Source organism: Bifidobacterium sp. LH_416 (assembly GCF_056357055.1).
Map to the genome: position 1 here is coordinate 812935 of NZ_JBKEVJ010000001.1, position 15333 is coordinate 828267.

General features: G+C 63.4%; 15 protein-coding genes. 2 read left to right on the plus strand and 13 right to left on the minus strand.

The features are described 5' to 3' along the window. The first annotated feature begins 57 nt into the window (after positions 1-57). Positions 58-882 carry a tyrosine-type recombinase/integrase gene (locus AC1AY0_RS03585; RefSeq protein WP_169241686.1) on the plus strand — a complete coding sequence of 275 codons (825 nt, stop codon included), beginning with the start codon at positions 58-60 and terminating at the stop codon, positions 880-882. Positions 883-950: 68 nt separating this feature from the next. Here the strand turns inward: AC1AY0_RS03585 and AC1AY0_RS03590 are convergent, their stop codons facing one another. From AC1AY0_RS03590 to AC1AY0_RS03615, 6 genes are all read right to left on the minus strand, one after another. Then, positions 951-1214 (minus strand): phage holin, encoded by a 264-nt coding sequence (locus AC1AY0_RS03590; RefSeq protein ID WP_476525815.1) that lies wholly within the window; start codon positions 1212-1214, stop codon positions 951-953. 84 nt (positions 1215-1298) lie between these two features. Further along, positions 1299-2534 carry a GH25 family lysozyme gene (locus AC1AY0_RS03595; protein WP_476525817.1) on the minus strand — a complete coding sequence of 412 codons (1236 nt, stop codon included), beginning with the start codon at positions 2532-2534 and terminating at the stop codon, positions 1299-1301. A gap of 62 nt (positions 2535-2596) precedes the next feature. Further along, positions 2597-2920: a hypothetical protein gene (locus AC1AY0_RS03600; protein ID WP_101625613.1), complete on the minus strand. Its 324-nt coding sequence runs from the start codon at positions 2918-2920 to the stop codon at positions 2597-2599. Further along, positions 2917-3051: a CD1375 family protein gene (locus AC1AY0_RS03605; RefSeq protein ID WP_278251017.1), complete on the minus strand. Its 135-nt coding sequence runs from the start codon at positions 3049-3051 to the stop codon at positions 2917-2919. The genes AC1AY0_RS03600 and AC1AY0_RS03605 overlap by 4 nt, the downstream gene beginning before the upstream one ends. Continuing rightward, entirely contained in the window at positions 3048-3221 is a 174-nt protein-coding gene (locus AC1AY0_RS03610; protein WP_165781903.1) for a hypothetical protein, read from the minus strand. Before AC1AY0_RS03610 ends, AC1AY0_RS03605 begins: the two co-directional genes overlap by 4 nt. Then, positions 3209-4207: an RNA-directed DNA polymerase gene (locus tag AC1AY0_RS03615; RefSeq protein WP_476525820.1), complete on the minus strand. Its 999-nt coding sequence runs from the start codon at positions 4205-4207 to the stop codon at positions 3209-3211. Before AC1AY0_RS03615 ends, AC1AY0_RS03610 begins: the two co-directional genes overlap by 13 nt. Here AC1AY0_RS03615 and AC1AY0_RS03620 point away from each other — a divergent pair, their 5' ends adjacent. Further along, positions 4208-4609, plus strand: a complete 402-nt coding sequence (locus AC1AY0_RS03620) for a hypothetical protein (protein ID WP_476525821.1) — start codon at positions 4208-4210, stop codon at positions 4607-4609. Positions 4610-4858: 249 nt separating this feature from the next. On the opposite strand, the gene AC1AY0_RS03625 is transcribed toward AC1AY0_RS03620, so the two are convergent. Genes AC1AY0_RS03625 through AC1AY0_RS03655 form a run of 7 tightly spaced genes read right to left on the minus strand, consistent with a single transcriptional unit; the run spans position 4859 to position 15332 of the window. Continuing rightward, positions 4859-6436 carry a hypothetical protein gene (locus AC1AY0_RS03625; RefSeq protein WP_476525823.1) on the minus strand — a complete coding sequence of 526 codons (1578 nt, stop codon included), beginning with the start codon at positions 6434-6436 and terminating at the stop codon, positions 4859-4861. 12 nt (positions 6437-6448) lie between these two features. After that, entirely contained in the window at positions 6449-7441 is a 993-nt protein-coding gene (locus AC1AY0_RS03630; RefSeq protein ID WP_476525824.1) for a hypothetical protein, read from the minus strand. Beyond that, positions 7428-7610 carry a hypothetical protein gene (locus tag AC1AY0_RS03635; protein ID WP_022527298.1) on the minus strand — a complete coding sequence of 61 codons (183 nt, stop codon included), beginning with the start codon at positions 7608-7610 and terminating at the stop codon, positions 7428-7430. Before AC1AY0_RS03635 ends, AC1AY0_RS03630 begins: the two co-directional genes overlap by 14 nt. Before the next feature lie 14 nt (positions 7611-7624). Further along, positions 7625-8170, minus strand: coding sequence for a nitrate reductase (locus tag AC1AY0_RS03640; RefSeq protein ID WP_095346233.1), 546 nt, complete (start codon positions 8168-8170; stop codon positions 7625-7627). 12 nt (positions 8171-8182) lie between these two features. After that, on the minus strand, positions 8183-11527 hold the full coding sequence (locus tag AC1AY0_RS03645) for a phage tail protein (RefSeq protein WP_476525959.1): 3345 nt from the start codon (positions 11525-11527) through the stop codon (positions 8183-8185). A gap of 18 nt (positions 11528-11545) precedes the next feature. Beyond that, the gene (locus AC1AY0_RS03650) at positions 11546-12328 is read right to left on the minus strand and encodes a phage distal tail protein (protein WP_476525826.1); all 783 of its coding nucleotides are present in this window, start codon (positions 12326-12328) and stop codon (positions 11546-11548) included. Positions 12329-12344: 16 nt separating this feature from the next. Continuing rightward, on the minus strand, positions 12345-15332 hold the full coding sequence (locus AC1AY0_RS03655) for a tape measure protein (protein ID WP_476525828.1): 2988 nt from the start codon (positions 15330-15332) through the stop codon (positions 12345-12347). Between the last annotated feature and the right edge of the window lies 1 nt (position 15333).

Genomic DNA, 15333 nt, shown 5'->3' on the forward strand with positions numbered 1-15333 from the left:
TTCGTTTATCCGCCGTGCCCTACAGGGCCAAACACGCTGAACGGGCGATGATGTCCTGTGAAAAAACAATATCCAAGCCCGCTCTGGGCAGAATCAATCAATTCATGGCTCGACTCCCTCAAGGCGGCGGGCTACTCCCCCAACACGATCGGCACTCGCCGATGCCAGATGTCCGCACTGTCGAGGGCGCTTGAGGGCGATCCGAGGGACGTGGAGGGCGACGACCTGCTCGCCCACTTCGCCGGCAAGGAATGGAAGCCGGAGACGCGCAAGGGCGCTAAGAACGCCTGCGTCAGCTATTTCCGATGGCTCAAGGTGTCAGGCCGATCCGAGTGCGATCCGAGCGAGTTCCTGCCGACCGTGAAGCGTCCCGAGCCGCATCCCCGCCCATGCCCGGACATGGTGATACTCGCCGCGCTGCGCAAGGCCACGGAAGGCGAACGGCTCATGCTCAGGCTCGGCGCTGAATGCGGGTTGCGCCGCTTCGAGATCGCCAAGGTGCACAGCCGCGACGTGATGCGCGACCTCGTGGGCTGGAGCCTCGTCGTCGTAGGCAAGGGCGACAAGCAGCGCATCGTGCCGATCGGCGACGACCTCGCCCTGCTGATCCGATCCGCCCACGGCTACTGCTTCCCCGGCCGATGGTCGGGACACGTCGAGTCGAGCTACATCGGCCGGCACCTCTCGACGCTGCTCGGCGACGGATGGACGGCCCACAGCCTGCGCCACCGATACGCCACCACCACCTACGCCGCCACACACGACCTACTGCTCGTCTCCAAACTCCTAGGCCACGCCTCGGTCGAGACCACGCAACGATACATAGCCATGCCAGACGATCGATTGAGAGCCGCGGTCGCCGCCACTCGCCTCGCCGCCTAGCCCCATATACGACGAAAAGCCCCCGAACCTGCCGCATTGGATGCGATGGGTTCGGGGGCTTTGTTTTGTCAGTGCTTGGTGGCGTATGCCTTGAGGGTGCTTGCGCCGATGACGACGCCGATGGTCAGGGCGACGGCGTTGATGGTCGTCGCGGCCGGATCGGCCCACGTCCAGCCCCAGACGGGGCCGAGGGTCTGCACGAGCACGCCGATGGCCGGCAGCACGATCAGCGCGAGCCATTTGAGCACGTCATAGGCTCGGTTCGGCAGCAGCCAATCAGGCACGGTCGGCTCCGTGCTGGCGGTCTTCGGTTCGGTGTTTTCGTCGGTCATATTGTCCTCGATTCTGTGATTTGGAACCTAGGAACCTCGCCCAGTATCGGGTGCAAGGTTCCTAGGTTGGGTTCGGGTTGGCTCTCAGTAATGCAGAACTTCGCCGGGGTAGATCACGTTGGGGTTGCCGCTGCGATAGCCGGTGAGCTGCGTGTAGCTGATGCCGAGGCGGGCCGCGATGCCGCTGAGGGTGTCGCCGCTGCGGACGGTCACGGTACGGGTCGCCGGCGGCGCATTGCTGCCGGTGGCGACGCTGCCGCCGCCGTTGTAGGCGACGACCTGACCGGGGTAGATCAGGTTAAGGTTGCCGCTGGGCACGCTCCACTTGGACAGCGGCCACAGGCCGGTGCGGGCGGCGATGGCGCTCATGGTGTCGCCGCTGCGGACGGTCACGCGGGTCGTGTTGGCCTGCGTGGTCTGCTGCGGCGCTGCGGTCGCGGTGCCGGCGAGGCGTTGGTTGACGATCGCCATTACCTTGTCGTAGTTCGCGCCGAGCGCGTCGCGCCGCTGCTGGCCGTTGCCGTAGTCGCCACGGATCGTGGCCGTGGCGAGGGCCTGTAGATCGACGGTCTGGGTCGGCGGCTTCTCGACCTGCGGCGGGGTCGTGGTCTGCGCCTTGCCGGCCGGGTTGGCGTAGGCCTGCCACTGGGATGCGTCGCCACGGAAGTAGTTGAGGTCGAGCGGGCCGTTGTAGCCGCTGATCCAGCCGTTGGAGGTGTACTGGCGCATGGCTTCGCCGTACAGGCTGTAGTTCCACGGTCGGCTTTGGTAGCCGGTGGGCGCGTTGCTGGCGTACTGGGCGACCCATAGGCCGCAGTTGGCCTTGACGTCGCTGGGTATCTGGCCCAGCGCACTGGCCTGCACGTACACCATCGGCCATACGCCGGTGAGCGTGTGGACGCGCTGCACGAACTGGCGCACCCAGTTGCTGTTGCCCCACTGGGCGTTCTGGTAGGACTCCCAGTCGAGCACGAGCACGGCCTTGCCGATGTAGTCCCTCGCCTTGGCGACGAAGTAGTCGGCCTCGCTGGTGGCGTTGTTGCCGCCTGCGTAGTGGTAGAGGCCGAGGCTCTTGCCTCGGTCGGTCACGCATTTGGCCTGCGTGCGCCAACTGGAGTTCTCGAAGCCGATGCCCTGACTGACCTTGACGACGGCGAAGTCGTACTGCGCGGTGCAGGTGACGTTCGCGGCCTGCCAGCCGGACACGTCGATGCCCACCATGTCGGCCATTGCGATGGCCGGCGCGGTGGCGAGCAGCATGGCGACGATTGCGGCGATGAGCGCGGTGATCGGCTTGCTTTTGTTCTTGTATTTGCCCAAATTCTTATCCTTCCTGTGTGTTGGGTGGGCATGAAAATAGCCCCCGCCGGGATCGGCGAGGGCTAAACCTGTGGTTTTTTCGGGGCTATCGGCATGTTCTGGATGTCGTTGTTGACTTGGGTGCCGTGCCCGTTGCCTCCGAGTTGGTGGTAGGCGTCGTAGACGGTCTGGGCGCGGGCCTTGGTCTCGTTGTCAGCGGTGGCCCCGCCTGCGACGAGTTCGCGTTGCTGGCGTTCGAGTTCGCATAGGAGCAGGACGCGCACGCCCACGTCCATAGCGCCGTCGCGTTTGATGCGGCTGCGGCACCATGCGATCGCGTAGCCGGCGATCGCTCCGATGATGCCGGTGGCGGCCCAGACGGTGAGCTGTTGGGCTATGGGGTTCACTCGCCGCCCTCCCCCGCGAGGCCGTCGATGTATGCCTGTACGGCTTCGCGGCCGGCTTCGGGTACGTCGTCGATGGTCTTGCGGCCGGCGATGACGAGGCGGGCGTAGACGCGGATCATGGCTTTGCTCATGCTTCACCTCCTGCGAGGAGCTGGTAGATTTCGGCCAATGCCTCGTCCTGATCGAGGCTGGACGCCTCCAGTTCGCTGAGTCGTTCGCTGTCGGTCTTGGAGGCTTGCAGGCAGTCCAGCCATATCGAATCGGCTTGTTCGATGGCTTCCTGCTCGGTCAGGTCGCGCACGGTATAGGCTTCGTCGGCGGTGTATTCCGTCCATGCGGTATCGCCGTCCTCGTGCAGGACGGTGGCGAGGTTGCGGCGGATGCGGATGTCCGCGAGGCCGTCGCCGCGCGGGTAGTAGCTGACCTCTTCGAGGGGTTCGGGGCTGGATACGGTCTGGAGCATTGGTTTGCCTTCCTGTATTGGGTGGATAGGTGCCGGGTGGCGCGGCGCATGGTGTGGTCGATGCGGTGGCGTCGCCGGTATCGGATGCTGTCGCTGTTGCGCAGGTATCCGTAGTAGGAGCAGCAGCGTCGCGCGAGGAACACGCTCATTGGCCGACGTCGGGCTTTGTTGAACGTTCGGCGGGCGCGGAGGAACACGCCGCTGCGGATGTTGACGCGGCCGTGGGGCCGGAACGTGTAGCCCACCATGTCGATGGGTTCGAGGTCGAGGCGTTTGCAGTTCCATTCCTCGTGCACGTCGAGTCTGAGCCGGTCTCGCAGGTAATGGACGATGCGGCTGGCGGCGATCTTGAGGTCTCGTTTGGAGGTGCCGATGAGCAGCAGGTCGTCCATGTACCACAGTTGGTGGGTGACGAGCCGGCGGCGGGTGATCTCGCCGGTGCGCCGGCTGGTGCGTTCGATGGTCATGGCCGGCGATTCGATCCAGTGGTAGGCATGGCTGAGGTAGTAGTTGGCGAGCCATTGGCTGAGGTAGCTGCCGATGTTGAGGCCGTTGTCGCCTTGGTACCGGTCGATGAGGTGGAACACGAGACGCAACAGGATCGGATCGCCGACGTCGCGCGCGAGCATCGCCTTCAATGTGGGGCGGTCGATGCTGGGATAGTATTTGCGCACGTCGAGTTTCACGAACCATTTCGAGCTGCGTTCGCGCGTCCATCGTTTGATCGCGCGGCGGGCGTCGATGGTGCCGCGTCCGGGGATGCTGGCGGTCTGCCATCGGCCGACCTTCGCATCGAGCAATGGCTGGAGCGCCATGACGGCCACATGGTCATAGATTTGGTGGCGCACCGATTCGCGACCGATGACGCGATGCTTGTTGCTGATCGGTTCGACGCGGTTGAAGTAGATGATCCGGGTGTCGCGGTATCGGCCCTCGCGTATCTCGTCGCCGATCCGCTCGGCGAGCCGGTCGAGGTCGGGGTGGGTTTCGAGGAAGCGCGTAACGTCGCGGCGCGATCGTTTGCCCTTGAGGTAGTGGTCGATCGCCGTGCGGACGAACGTGGGGGTTTCGCATCGGGTGTGCTTGCAATGGGTTTTCAGAGCTTTTCCTATCTGGACTATGCCGGCGTTCGACGGTGCTGGCGGGGGTCGTCTACCGGCCGGGTGCTCGGTTTGATTTTCGGCTGGGCCGTGGCTTGCCCTCTCACTGGCTGGCGTGGAGGGTAGTTGTGGCGTAATGGCTTATGTGATGACAGGTTCCTGATATGCGGCCCCCGATGTTCCACCTGCGATTCGCGAGGTCGTTCGTGAGGTTCACGGCGAAAGCGCCGCAGGCAGCCCCGTTCCTGAGGTTGCCGAAGCGCTGCACCAAGCGCACGAACGTCGGAGGCGTACCGCCACAAATCCCCAAGACGTTGCGAAACGTAGGAGGGGGCTTTCGCCCCCTCGCTTCGCTTCACCCCCATCGCACTGCGGCTACGCCTTCGTGCGACCGAGCGCAGAAAGGCGGCCCCCGATGTACCACCAGCGATACGCGAGGCCGGGCGAGAGGTTCACGGCGAAAGCGCCGCAGGCAGCCCCGATCCAGAGGGCGCCGAAGCGCAGCACCTGTCGGAGGCCTTGGGATGTGAGCGGGTTGGCGTATACGCCATCGCACAGGCCGGTGGTGCTGGTGGCCGCGATGCCGGTGGGGATGAGCACACCGTTGGACAGCGTGAAGTCCTCGGCCTGTTTCCACGAGTTGTCGGTGTCTTTGGTGCGCGCCGGGAATTCGCCGATCTTGGTGTAGTTCGCCGTCGATGCCTTGGATGCCTTGGTGATGTCGAACACGCGGTAGAGTTCGACGCGGCCGGCGTCGTCGTTGTCCTTGATGGCGTTGGCGATGAGGTCGGCGTCGGTTTCGTAGATGCCGTTGAACAGTTCGATGCCTTGCAGTCGGATGGGTTGGCGAGTGGCGTTGGCGGTTGCTGGGCGGCCGTCGATGCCGAGTATCTTGTCGGTGCTGCCGGTCTTCCACGGCATGACGCTGACGAAGCATGCGGTGGTCGTGGTGATGGCGTCGCCGTCGAGGTTGAGCGCGGTGTTGCTGGCGTCGATGGCGGTCTTGCTCAGGACGGTGCGGGCGCGGGCGGCGCTCCAGTTGGCGGCGTTGTTGCGTTCCTTGTCGGTGCCGATGTTGACGGTGGTGCCGATGTCGATGCTGGCGGCGGTTGTCGTGGCGATGATGACGCGCTTGGCGTTGGTTTCGGCCGTGGTGACTGCGGCCTGCGTGTTGTAGTTCCAGCAGCCGCCGAGCACGTCCGAGTTTTTGGTGGCGTACTTGAGCATGAGCATAAGCTGGGTATAGAAGTTGTCGCCGGCGCAGCGGCCGGCGTAGCCCTTGCCCTTCTTGAGCGCGTAGTCGATCGCCCTGTTTTGGGAGCCGAATTCGCGGTCGATCTCCACGCCGCTGATGGACAGCGGCCGCAGGCTGGAGTCGAGCGATGCGGCGTATTTGGCGTAGAGCATGCAGCCGCGTTTCGATCCGTCGGGCAGCAGCACGCCCGGCATGGGCGTGTATCCGTCGTACTGGGTGTCGCTGTAGAGGAATTCGTTGTGGGTGCCGCTGCTGTCGAGCTTGTAGTAGCCGGGGCATGTCATGACGTATACGTCGCCGTTCGAGCCATCGCGTTTGAAACGGTTGTCGAGGCCTTCGATGGCGGTGACGTGGGGCACGCCGTCGTCGTCTACGGTGGCGTTGACGTCCCATACGCGGAAGGCGTTCAAGGCCGCGTAGTCGTCGCGGCCGGCCTTGTCGTTGGTGCTGATCTCGATGGTCAGGTTGGCGTTGTCGCGGGTCTTCACGCCGGTTGGCGTGTTGCTGTACGTGTATTTGGGGAATTTCACGCCGTATACCTTGCCATCCGTGTGGGCGGTGAAGTAGGCGGCGAGGTTGCCGTATTCGCCCTTGGCGGTGTCGTATTCGAACTTCGCGCCGCCTGTGGCGTTGGCGTGGACTTTGGCGATGAGCTTGGCGGTGTCCTCCAAGGTCATGACCTTCTGTATGTTCGCCATGATGGTTCCTTCCTACTGGTTGATGATGCCGAGCGCCCAATCGATGTCGTCTTGGGTGAGCGGAGGGATGTTGTCGCCGCCGAGGGCGGGTTCGATCACCGATTCGTATTGGGCGTCGATTTCCGCCTGTGTGGCGAAGACGACGCCGGCGGATGCGCTGGCGGCGATCTTTTCCTTGCAGTCGTCGGAGAGCTGTGAGTATTCGATGGTGCTGGTGCGGGCGGCTTCCGCCGCGTCCCTTGCGTCGCCGGCGGCGCTTGTCGCCTTGGCCGCCGCGTCGTTGGCCTTGCCGGCCGCCGTGTTCGCGGCCGTGGCGGCCGTGTTGGCCGCCGTGGCCTTGTCGTTGGCATTGGATGCGGCCGTGGTGGCCGAGCTTGCCGCGCTGGTTGCCTTGGATGCCGCCGTGTTCGCGGCGCTGGTGGCCGTGTTGGCGTTCGTGGTGGCGGTGTTGGCCTTGCCCGTGGCGGTGTTCGCGGCCGTGGCCGCCGTGTTCGCCGCCGTCGCGGCCGTGTTGGCCTTGCCGGATGCGGTGTTCGCCGCGCTGGTGGCCTTGTCAGCGTCGAGGATGAGCTGTTCGATCCGGCCGAGCTTGTCGTCGATGTCCGGCGAGGTGGCGTCGAACACGGCGCGTTCCACAAGCCCGTAGAAGTTGCGCGAGCACACCTTGTTGCCGCCGCTGCTGATCTCGATGCCCAACAGGATGCGTCCGGGCTTGACGAGCGCCTTGCGGGGCACCGCCGCGCGGAACGTGGCCGTCGCCGCGCCGCTGACCGCGCTCATGGTCACGCGGTCGCCGAGGTCGCTGCCGGGACTGGTGTTGTAGGCGAGCGCGCAGGTGATTCCGGTGGTGTCGGTGATGGGGGTGCCGTTGTCGGTGAGTTCGACGGTGATGGTGCGGCCGTTGATGTCGCCGGCGTTGAGGCGCACGTCCGGCACGTAGTCGTTGGCGAAGTCGAGTTTGAGTGGGTCGCCGCTTGCGGTGCGGAATGCGTCAAGCGTTGCCATTGCCGTCGTCCTTGTTTTCGAGCTGGCTGCGGAGTTCGGCTATCTGCGCGTCCTTGATGTCGCACATGGCGGCGAGTGTGGCGATCTGCCGGTTCGCGTCGGCGAGTTGTTCGGAAAGCTTCTGCGATACGAGTCGGTCGAAGCTGACGTACTGCTGGTCATCGTTCATTTTTCTACTACCTTTCATCTGGTTATTGGTTGCGGCATGAGGCTTGCGTAGAAGCTTTCCTCGGCGTTGTCGATGGCATTGGCAACCGTCTTGTCTGAGAGCAGGTCGGAAAGCGCCTGTGCGTCAACGCAGGACGTGTCTATGCCGGTTCCGGCGTCTGAGTCTTCGAGGGCGTATGTCGATACCGATTGCGCCTGTTGCGGGATGGTTGGTAGGTACATGCCTTTTCTGGTGTCGTTGCGGGCTACAGTCAGCGGATCGTTCTGGACGGTTCCGTCATCGGCGAGCATTGACATGTCCGCCGCACTGTCGTTCAGCGCCGCTTCGAGCGCTTCATAGGCCTCCGTCCAGACCCCCCTGCCGGTTGACGGATCGTATCGCGTCGTGTCCTCGACGCCTTGCATTATCGCGGCGACTGCTTCGGCTGTGGATCCAAGTCCGAGCAGTGCCGTCCAGGATGCAATGGTTCCTGGGGAGAACACGAATTGCTGGTATCCGTTGACGGGTTCGTCACAGTTGACGATGATGTTCCCGTCGTTCATGGTCATGGTTTGTTTCATGTTCGACCGTCCTTATTTAACGAGCCATCCGAGCGTCTCGCACCACATCGTGACCGAACAAGGGTTTCGGTCAGCGTTGTACAGTTGGATGTCCCATCCCGATTGGCCTCCGGTGTTTTTGACATGCATGACGATGCCACCCCATTCGCCATCGGCGTTTGCGACGGCGTAGTATCTTCCGTATTTGGCTGGCGACCCTGTGGAGAAGTGCACGGAGACGCTTTCGCCGACCGATATTGATCCGCCATTCGGTTTCCATGCCTGCCATGCCTCGGATCCCACGAACGTGTGACGGTTCGTGTATCCTCCGAGAAAACCACCCATGTAGAGGTATCCCGTGTTGATGTCAGCCTTTACACCGACGACGCCGTTCGGATCCCATGATGCGATCTCCGCGTATGTGTCCAAAGCGTCGGTCGCAGGAGATGCGAGGGACACCAGTCTCGCGCCGGAGCTTTTCGCGCCACTGGACTCCACGCTGTAGTCGCGCAAGGCGAGCGCTTGGAATATAGCCTCTTTCTTGTTGTTGTTGTTTTTCGTGCTGCCAACTCGCACGAAGGCGCCCGGATCGGTGTCCGCCCGACGGCCGCCGTTGAACGTCAGCGTCGAGATCTCGCCCAGTTCGGAATTCGTGGACTCGGCAGCGATGTATGGATGCTGCGCCGCCGTGGTTGCGTGGATGAACGAGACGCCGGCGCCGGTGATGTCGGCGGTTCCGCCGACTGGTGTCTGCTTGAAGCTCGGGCTCATCCACAGTCGTGAGCCGGACGTGCCAGTCTGGAAGGTGCCGGTGAGCGTGTTGTGGCTGCCGTTGCCGTCGAGATGAACCGTTTCGACTCCGTTCGCGTCGCTCATGCTGAAGATTCCGGTGTCGAGGTTCCAGTAGCTTCTCGCGCCGCTGATGATGCCGGACCGCAGGTATGTGGCATTGACGTACAGCAGGTTGTTGCTCATGTAGAGGCCTTGGAGTTTGCCTCCGTCGGTGAGCTTGTTGAAGATGTACTGCTGTGTGAGCGCCTTTTCGAACGTGTTCACATGGCTCGTGGCCGTGTTGTCGGCATACGATTTGGCGGCTTCGAGCGTGCTGGTGTCGCCGTCGGCTGCCGCCTTCTTGGCGGCTTCGAGGGCAGCGTTCGCCTTGTTCGTCGCGTCCGTCGAGGCGGCTTTCTTGGCGTTGGCTTCCGCGCTGTTCGCCTTCTTGGTAGCATCGGCGGCCGCAGCGGATTGCGCGGCGTTTGCTTTGCTTGCGGCGTCGGCCTTGGCTGAGGTGAGCGTGTCCGTTCCGATGCCGTCGGCGTACTTCTTGGCCGCAGCCTCGGCTTCGGAGGTGAGCCGCTGCGCCGCCGTGGTGGTGGCGAGGTCGCTCGCCTTGTTGCCGGCAATGGTACTGGTTCCGGCCAGTCGGAATTCGCCGGTGGTCATGTCCCAGTACTGCAAGCCCTTCTTGTCGGTCAGGATGCCCGCCTTGACGAGGTTCGCGTCCAGGACGCCGGACTTGACGTAGGACGCGTTGGCATACAGGTTGCCGTTCTGCATGAACAGGCCTTGGATCTTGCCGTAGTTCGTGAGCCGGTCGAACACGCTCTTCTGCCCAAGGGACTCGTCCAAGGCGTCCACGTACGCCTGCGCCGCCTTCTTGGCGGCTTCGAGGGCCGCGTTCGCCTTGTTCGTCGCGTCCGTCGAGGCGGACGCGAGCGCGTTCTTTCGGGCCTCTTCGGCTTTCGCCTGCGCGTAGTCCTTGGCAGCGGCGAGGTTGTCGAGGTCGGTCTGGTCGGACTCACGCTTCATCTGGTCGGCGTACTTCTTCGCTGCGGCGAGCGCTGCCGACGATGAGTCTCCGGCGATCGCGTCGACCGTTTTTCCTCCGACCGTCGTCCGTGCGGAGAGTTTGAAGTCGCCGGTGTCGAGGTTCCAGCTGTTGTAGCCTGCGGCATCGGAGAGCAGGCCGGTGTAGATCGCGTCGGCGAAAATGCCTTTGCCGTTGGCGAGAGAGCGGAAGTCCCAGTCTCCGTTTGGTTTTTTGGATGATGTGATGCGCCAGAAGCCGCCGCCGATGTGGATGCATTGGGTGGGGTTCTGGTCTTCGGGCTTGTCGTACACGTAGATGCCTTGGCCGGGTTTGAGGTACGTATATCCGCCGGTGGCGTTCATGATCTGGTTGATCCGGTCGATGAGGTCCTTCATGTACGGGCCGGTGCCGCCGGCGGCGCTGTTCCATGCGCCGGAGTTGGAGACGAGCTTGTCGAGCGCCTGCTGTTGGGCGGCCATGCGCTGCGTGTAGGTTTGCCGGATGTTGCCGAGGGTGATCTTGGTGTCGGCGAGGCTGCCGGCTAGGTCTTCCTCGATCTGGAGGATGCGTCCTTCGAGGCGCAGGGGCGTGGTGAAGCTGGTGTCGATGATCTGCACGCTGTCGCCGACGTCCGAGCCTTCCGTGCTGAGGCCGGCTTGGCCGAGGGCGGCCACGTCTGCGGTATAGGAGACGACGGGCGTGGTGCGGGTCTTGAGCGCGTTTTTGGTGAGGGTGAGGAGTTCCTTGGGGTCTTCGCAGTCGGGGAAGTCCACGGCGGCCTCGCTGTGGTGTTTGGTGCCGTCGGGGCCGGGTATGCCCCAGTTCGCCAGCGCGTTGTCGTCTTGGACGTAGGGTTTGCCGTCGTTGACGTCGGCGAAGCTGATTTTGCGGCTGTATCCGCCGGTGGCCTCGCCTTCCTCGTTGGTCTGTTCGACGCCCTTGCCCCACCCGTAGAGGCGGGTGATGACGTCGCCGCTGTCGATGTCTCGTTTGATCTGGGTGAGGTCCTTGCCGTATTCGAAACGTTTCGTGGTGTTGGCGGAGCCCCGGTGTTCGATGAGGTGGATGATGCGCCGGCCGATGCGGTTGCCGTTGGCGTCGGGCTGGTATTCGGTCTGGACTTCGAGCCCGTAGGTGTCGGCGGTTTTCTGGACGGCTTCGAGGGCGGTGCAGTGGTAGAAGGCGAGGTCGGCCATGCCGGCGAGGGTGCCGGTCTCGACGGTGCCGACGCTCCAGCGGGTGCCTTCCAATGCCTTGGTCAGGCAGGCTTTGGCGTTGGCGTTGCGGTTGCGTTTGTCCTCGATGTACGTGCGGGACAGTTCGGCGATGCTGCCGGTGCAGTAGGCGACGGTGACGGGCATGCCTGCGGCGCGCGTGGTGTCGGTGGACTGGCACAGGTATTCCGCCCAGCGGCCCATCGAGTCCCTGAATACGATGCGTTCGTCCTTGTTGATCTCGCCGATGGTGGTGATGTCGAGGGTGTCGGTCGCGTCGGTGGCTCGGGTGCGGATGGCCTTGATGGCATAGGGCAGGTCGCCGAGCGGGTTGCCCCAGCGGTCGAAGATCATGTAGCGCAATGTCGTCTCCTAGATGAGGGTGAGTGGATGGTAGGCGAGGCTGGCGGATGCGATGCCGGTCAGGGTGATCGTGTTCGCGCCGGGCAGCAGGGGGAAGTAGTCGCTGTCGAGGGTCGGGGCCGTGAGGTTGCCGTTGATGCGCAGTTCGCGCGAGTCGGGCGTGGTGTCGATGCTGATTCGTCCGGTGATGACGCTGGTGGACGTTACGGCGAGCTTGTGGCCGTGCGCGTCTTGGAGGCTGATGGTCTTGGCGCCGGATGCGGGGGTGATGGCCCATGCGGGCCAGCATGCGCGGTTGCCCTTGATGCGGATGGTGTTGGCGCCGTTGTTGAGGATCAGGCCGGTGGTGCGGCCGATCAGGTAGGGGTGGGCGTCGATGCTCATGGTGACTGTGGTGGCGATCTGGCGGGGGCCGGCCCATTTGTCCGTCCATGCGCCGAGGCTCATGCGGCCTCGGTATTCGCCGGGCAGGCTGCGCCATGAGAGTGAGACGATGGTGCCGGCTAGGGCGGCGAGGCGTTGTTTGGCGGCGAGGATGTCGTCTTCGCCGCCGATGGCGTACAGGGTGAGCGTGATGGTGCGGTTGCCCATGTACGCGGCGCCGGTCGGGTCGGTGAGGGTCAGGTCAAGCCGGCCGTCTCGGCCGGGCATGTCCTGCATGCTTACCGTGGGTTCGGCGTTGTCGATGGTGACGCCGTCGGAGGTCAGGGACAGCATCATGCGCTCCAGCGGCGTGCCGTTGAGCGTGGGGTCTTCGATGCGCGGCAGGCGCATGCGCCGCTGGTAGAGCATGATGCTGTCCTTTCTCCTATCGGTTTCGCATGGCGAGGCTGTTGAGCTCGTAGCTCATTGGTTTGGCGAGTTTGCCGGCCATGACCTCGCCGCCACGGTCGTTGAGGTTGAGCGTGATGCCGGCGGCGAGGGCCGCGTCGATCGCGTCGATGATGTCCTGCTTGGTCGCGTATTCGGAGGTTCGGTCGTCCATCGTGTACGCGATCCGGCCGCCGTTGACGGTGCCGTGGTATGCGAGCGGGGTTTCGAGCCGGCTGGTGTCGGTCTTGAGGCTGACGGTCGGGACCATGTCGGTGAGGCCGTCGATGCTGTCGGCGACGAGGCCGCTGGCCTTGTCGATGCCTTGGGCCATGCCGGCGGGTATCCATTTGCCGACCTCGTCGCGGAAGATTCTCGATGGCGAGTGGATGCCGAGCACGCCCTTGGCCCAGCCGACGAGGCTGCTGCCGAGGTTGCTGATCGTGTTCTTGACCCATTGGAACGCGCCGCCGATGCCGTTGATGAGGCCTTGGATGACCTGACGGCCGGTGTCGTACAGCCATTGTCCGGCGCCGCTGACCGCGCCGAGCACGGTGCTTTTGATGCGGCCGACGGTGTTGCTCACGCTCTGGATGCCGTTGGATACGGCCGACGTGATGCCGTGCCAGATGTTCGACAGGTGCGAGCTGACGGAGTTCCATACGCTCGTCCATACGCTCTTGATCGCGTTGAGGACGGTGCCGATGGTGTTGCGCACGTTGTTGATGTACGAGGACACCGCCGAGCTGATCGCCATCCATACGGTGGATGCGACGGCCTTGACCGCGTTCCACACGCTCGTCCACACGCTCTTGATCGCGTTGAGGACGGTGCTGATCGTGTTACTGATGCCGTTGATGATGGGCGCGAAGAACGCGACGATGTTGTTCCAGATGCACGTGAAGAACGTGCTTACGGCCGTCCATACGGTCGCCCATACGCTCTTGATTCCGTCGAGGATGTTCGACAGGAATGCTTTGATGCCGTCCCATGTGGTCGTGAAGAACGATTTGATCGCGGTCCATGCGCCGCTCCAGTCGCCCTTGAGCAGGCTGAGGAACACGACGATGATGGTGCGGATCGCGTTCACGACGGTCGAGATGTAGCCTCGTATCAGTCCGAAGATCGTGGACACGACGTTGTAGATCGCGGTCCAGATGGTGCTCCATACGGTGTTCGTGCTGTTCATCTGTTGGGTGATGAACGACAGTATCCAGTCGAACACGGTGTTGATGCCGTTCTGGATCGCCTGCAAGGGTGCGACGATGAGCGCGCCGAGCACGGTGAACACGTTGACGATGAAGTCGCGGACGCCGGTGAAGATCGTCGTGGCGGTGGTGCTGATGCCGGTCCAGATGCCGCTCAGGAACGTGGTGATGCCGTTCCACGCGCTCTGCACGTTCGTGCTGATCGTCGTCCACAGGCCCGTGAGGAATTCCGCGATGCCGTTCCATGCGGATTGGACGCCGCCCGTGATCCCGGACCATAGGCCGGCGAAGAATTCGCCGAGCCCGTTCCACAACGCCTTCGCGCCTTCCACGAGCGCCGTCCATGTATCGGAGAGCCATGAGGTGAATGCGGCCCATGCCTTGCGTCCGGTCTCCGTCTGGGTGAAGAACCATACAAGTCCGGCGACGAGGGCGGCGACGGCCGTGATGACGATGGCTATGGGGTTCGCCATGAACAGCGCCCATAGTGCCTTGAGCGGGCCTCCGGCCGCAGAGACGACGCTTGAGAATTCCATGGCGAGCGCCTTGGCGTTGGCGATGCCGGTGGTGAATGTGCCGATTGCGGTGGTGACTCCGGTGACGGTGGCGTTGATGGTTTTCCATGTGGCGAATGCGGTGCCGAAGGCGATGATGAACGGCATGAGGCCGGGCAGTATGTCCGAGAGTGTTTTGAGTATGTCGGCGACGAGTTTGATGGCGGTTGCGGCTCCGTCTGGCGGGATGAGTTTGAGCCAGTCGATGACGAGGCCTGTCAGTTGTTTGATGATGTTGACGATGTTGTCCCATGCCGCTTTGAATGATTGGAGTGCGCCGTTGTCTTGGATTTTGCCGTATAGCTGGATGAGCCAGTTCTTGACGCCTGTGACCATGTTGGCGGCGGCGTCGCCGATCTTGCCGAATTGCGAGCTGAAGTTGTTGATCGCGCCGGCGATGTTCTCCACGCCGACGGCTTCGATGACCTTCTGGACGGCCTTGGCCACGCGGTTGCGGACGTTCTCGAACGCGGTGCCGATGCCTTGGGTGGCGTCCTTGGCCTGTTGGGCGAAGCTCGCGTACTGGGCGAAGCCTTGATCGTTGAGGCGCATGACGGTCTTGTTGAAGTCGTCGAACGAGTAGGTTCCGTCCTTCATGGCCTCGTACAGGTCGTTTGCGTTGTGGCCGGCGCCCATCATGGCTTCGGCGACCTGATTGAGCTGGCCGGGCATGGCGGCCTGTACGGATCGCCACGCCTGCATGTCCACCTTGCCGGCGGATAGCATCTGCGTGTACTGGGTGAGCGCGTTTTCCTGTTCGATCGTGCTGGCGCCGCCGGCGAGCATGGCGTTGTTGAAGGCAAGCGCGATGTTCGTGGCTTCGTCGAGGTTGCTGGTGAGCGGTGCGAGCTGTTGGACCATGCCGGTCATGGCGGAGCTGGTGGTGGGCAGTCCGTCGAGCGCGGCGCTAATTTTCTTGATGCTGGCGGCTGCGTCTTGGGATGAGTACCCGAGGTTTTTCATGACCTTGGGGAAGTTGTTCATCTGGTCGGCGCGGCCGATGGCGCTGTTGAGGCTGGATGCGACGACGCCGGCGACCTTGTTGAACACGCTGGCGGTCACGCCGGCCACGGCTCCGATCTTGGCGGAGAAGCCGGAGGTGAAGTTTTTGCCGGCCTGCGTGCCGCCTCGGTCGCCGGCTGAGCCGAAGGCGTCCTGTATTGTCTTGCCGACGCCGCTCATGGATGGGACGATCTGCACGTAGGCGTGGGCGAGTGCGACCATG

What these genes read in the sequence shown, in the direction of transcription:
- AC1AY0_RS03590 (WP_476525815.1), bottom strand. Translation starts at nt 1,214, where the DNA reads ATGACCGACGAAAACACCGAACCGAAGACCGCCAGCACGGAGCCGACC.
- AC1AY0_RS03605 (WP_278251017.1), bottom strand. Translation starts at nt 3,051, where the DNA reads ATGAGCAAAGCCATGATCCGCGTCTACGCCCGCCTCGTCATCGCCGGC.
- AC1AY0_RS03620 (WP_476525821.1), top strand. Translation starts at nt 4,208, where the DNA reads ATGGTCATAGATTTGGTGGCGCACCGATTCGCGACCGATGACGCGATG.
- AC1AY0_RS03625 (WP_476525823.1), bottom strand. Translation starts at nt 6,436, where the DNA reads ATGGCGAACATACAGAAGGTCATGACCTTGGAGGACACCGCCAAGCTC.
- AC1AY0_RS03630 (WP_476525824.1), bottom strand. Translation starts at nt 7,441, where the DNA reads ATGGCAACGCTTGACGCATTCCGCACCGCAAGCGGCGACCCACTCAAA.
- AC1AY0_RS03635 (WP_022527298.1), bottom strand. Translation starts at nt 7,610, where the DNA reads ATGAACGATGACCAGCAGTACGTCAGCTTCGACCGACTCGTATCGCAG.
- AC1AY0_RS03640 (WP_095346233.1), bottom strand. Translation starts at nt 8,170, where the DNA reads ATGAAACAAACCATGACCATGAACGACGGGAACATCATCGTCAACTGT.
- AC1AY0_RS03645 (WP_476525959.1), bottom strand. Translation starts at nt 11,527, where the DNA reads ATGATCTTCGACCGCTGGGGCAACCCGCTCGGCGACCTGCCCTATGCC.
- AC1AY0_RS03650 (WP_476525826.1), bottom strand. Translation starts at nt 12,328, where the DNA reads ATGCTCTACCAGCGGCGCATGCGCCTGCCGCGCATCGAAGACCCCACG.
- AC1AY0_RS03655 (WP_476525828.1), bottom strand. Translation starts at nt 15,332, where the DNA reads ATGGTCGCACTCGCCCACGCCTACGTGCAGATCGTCCCATCCATGAGC.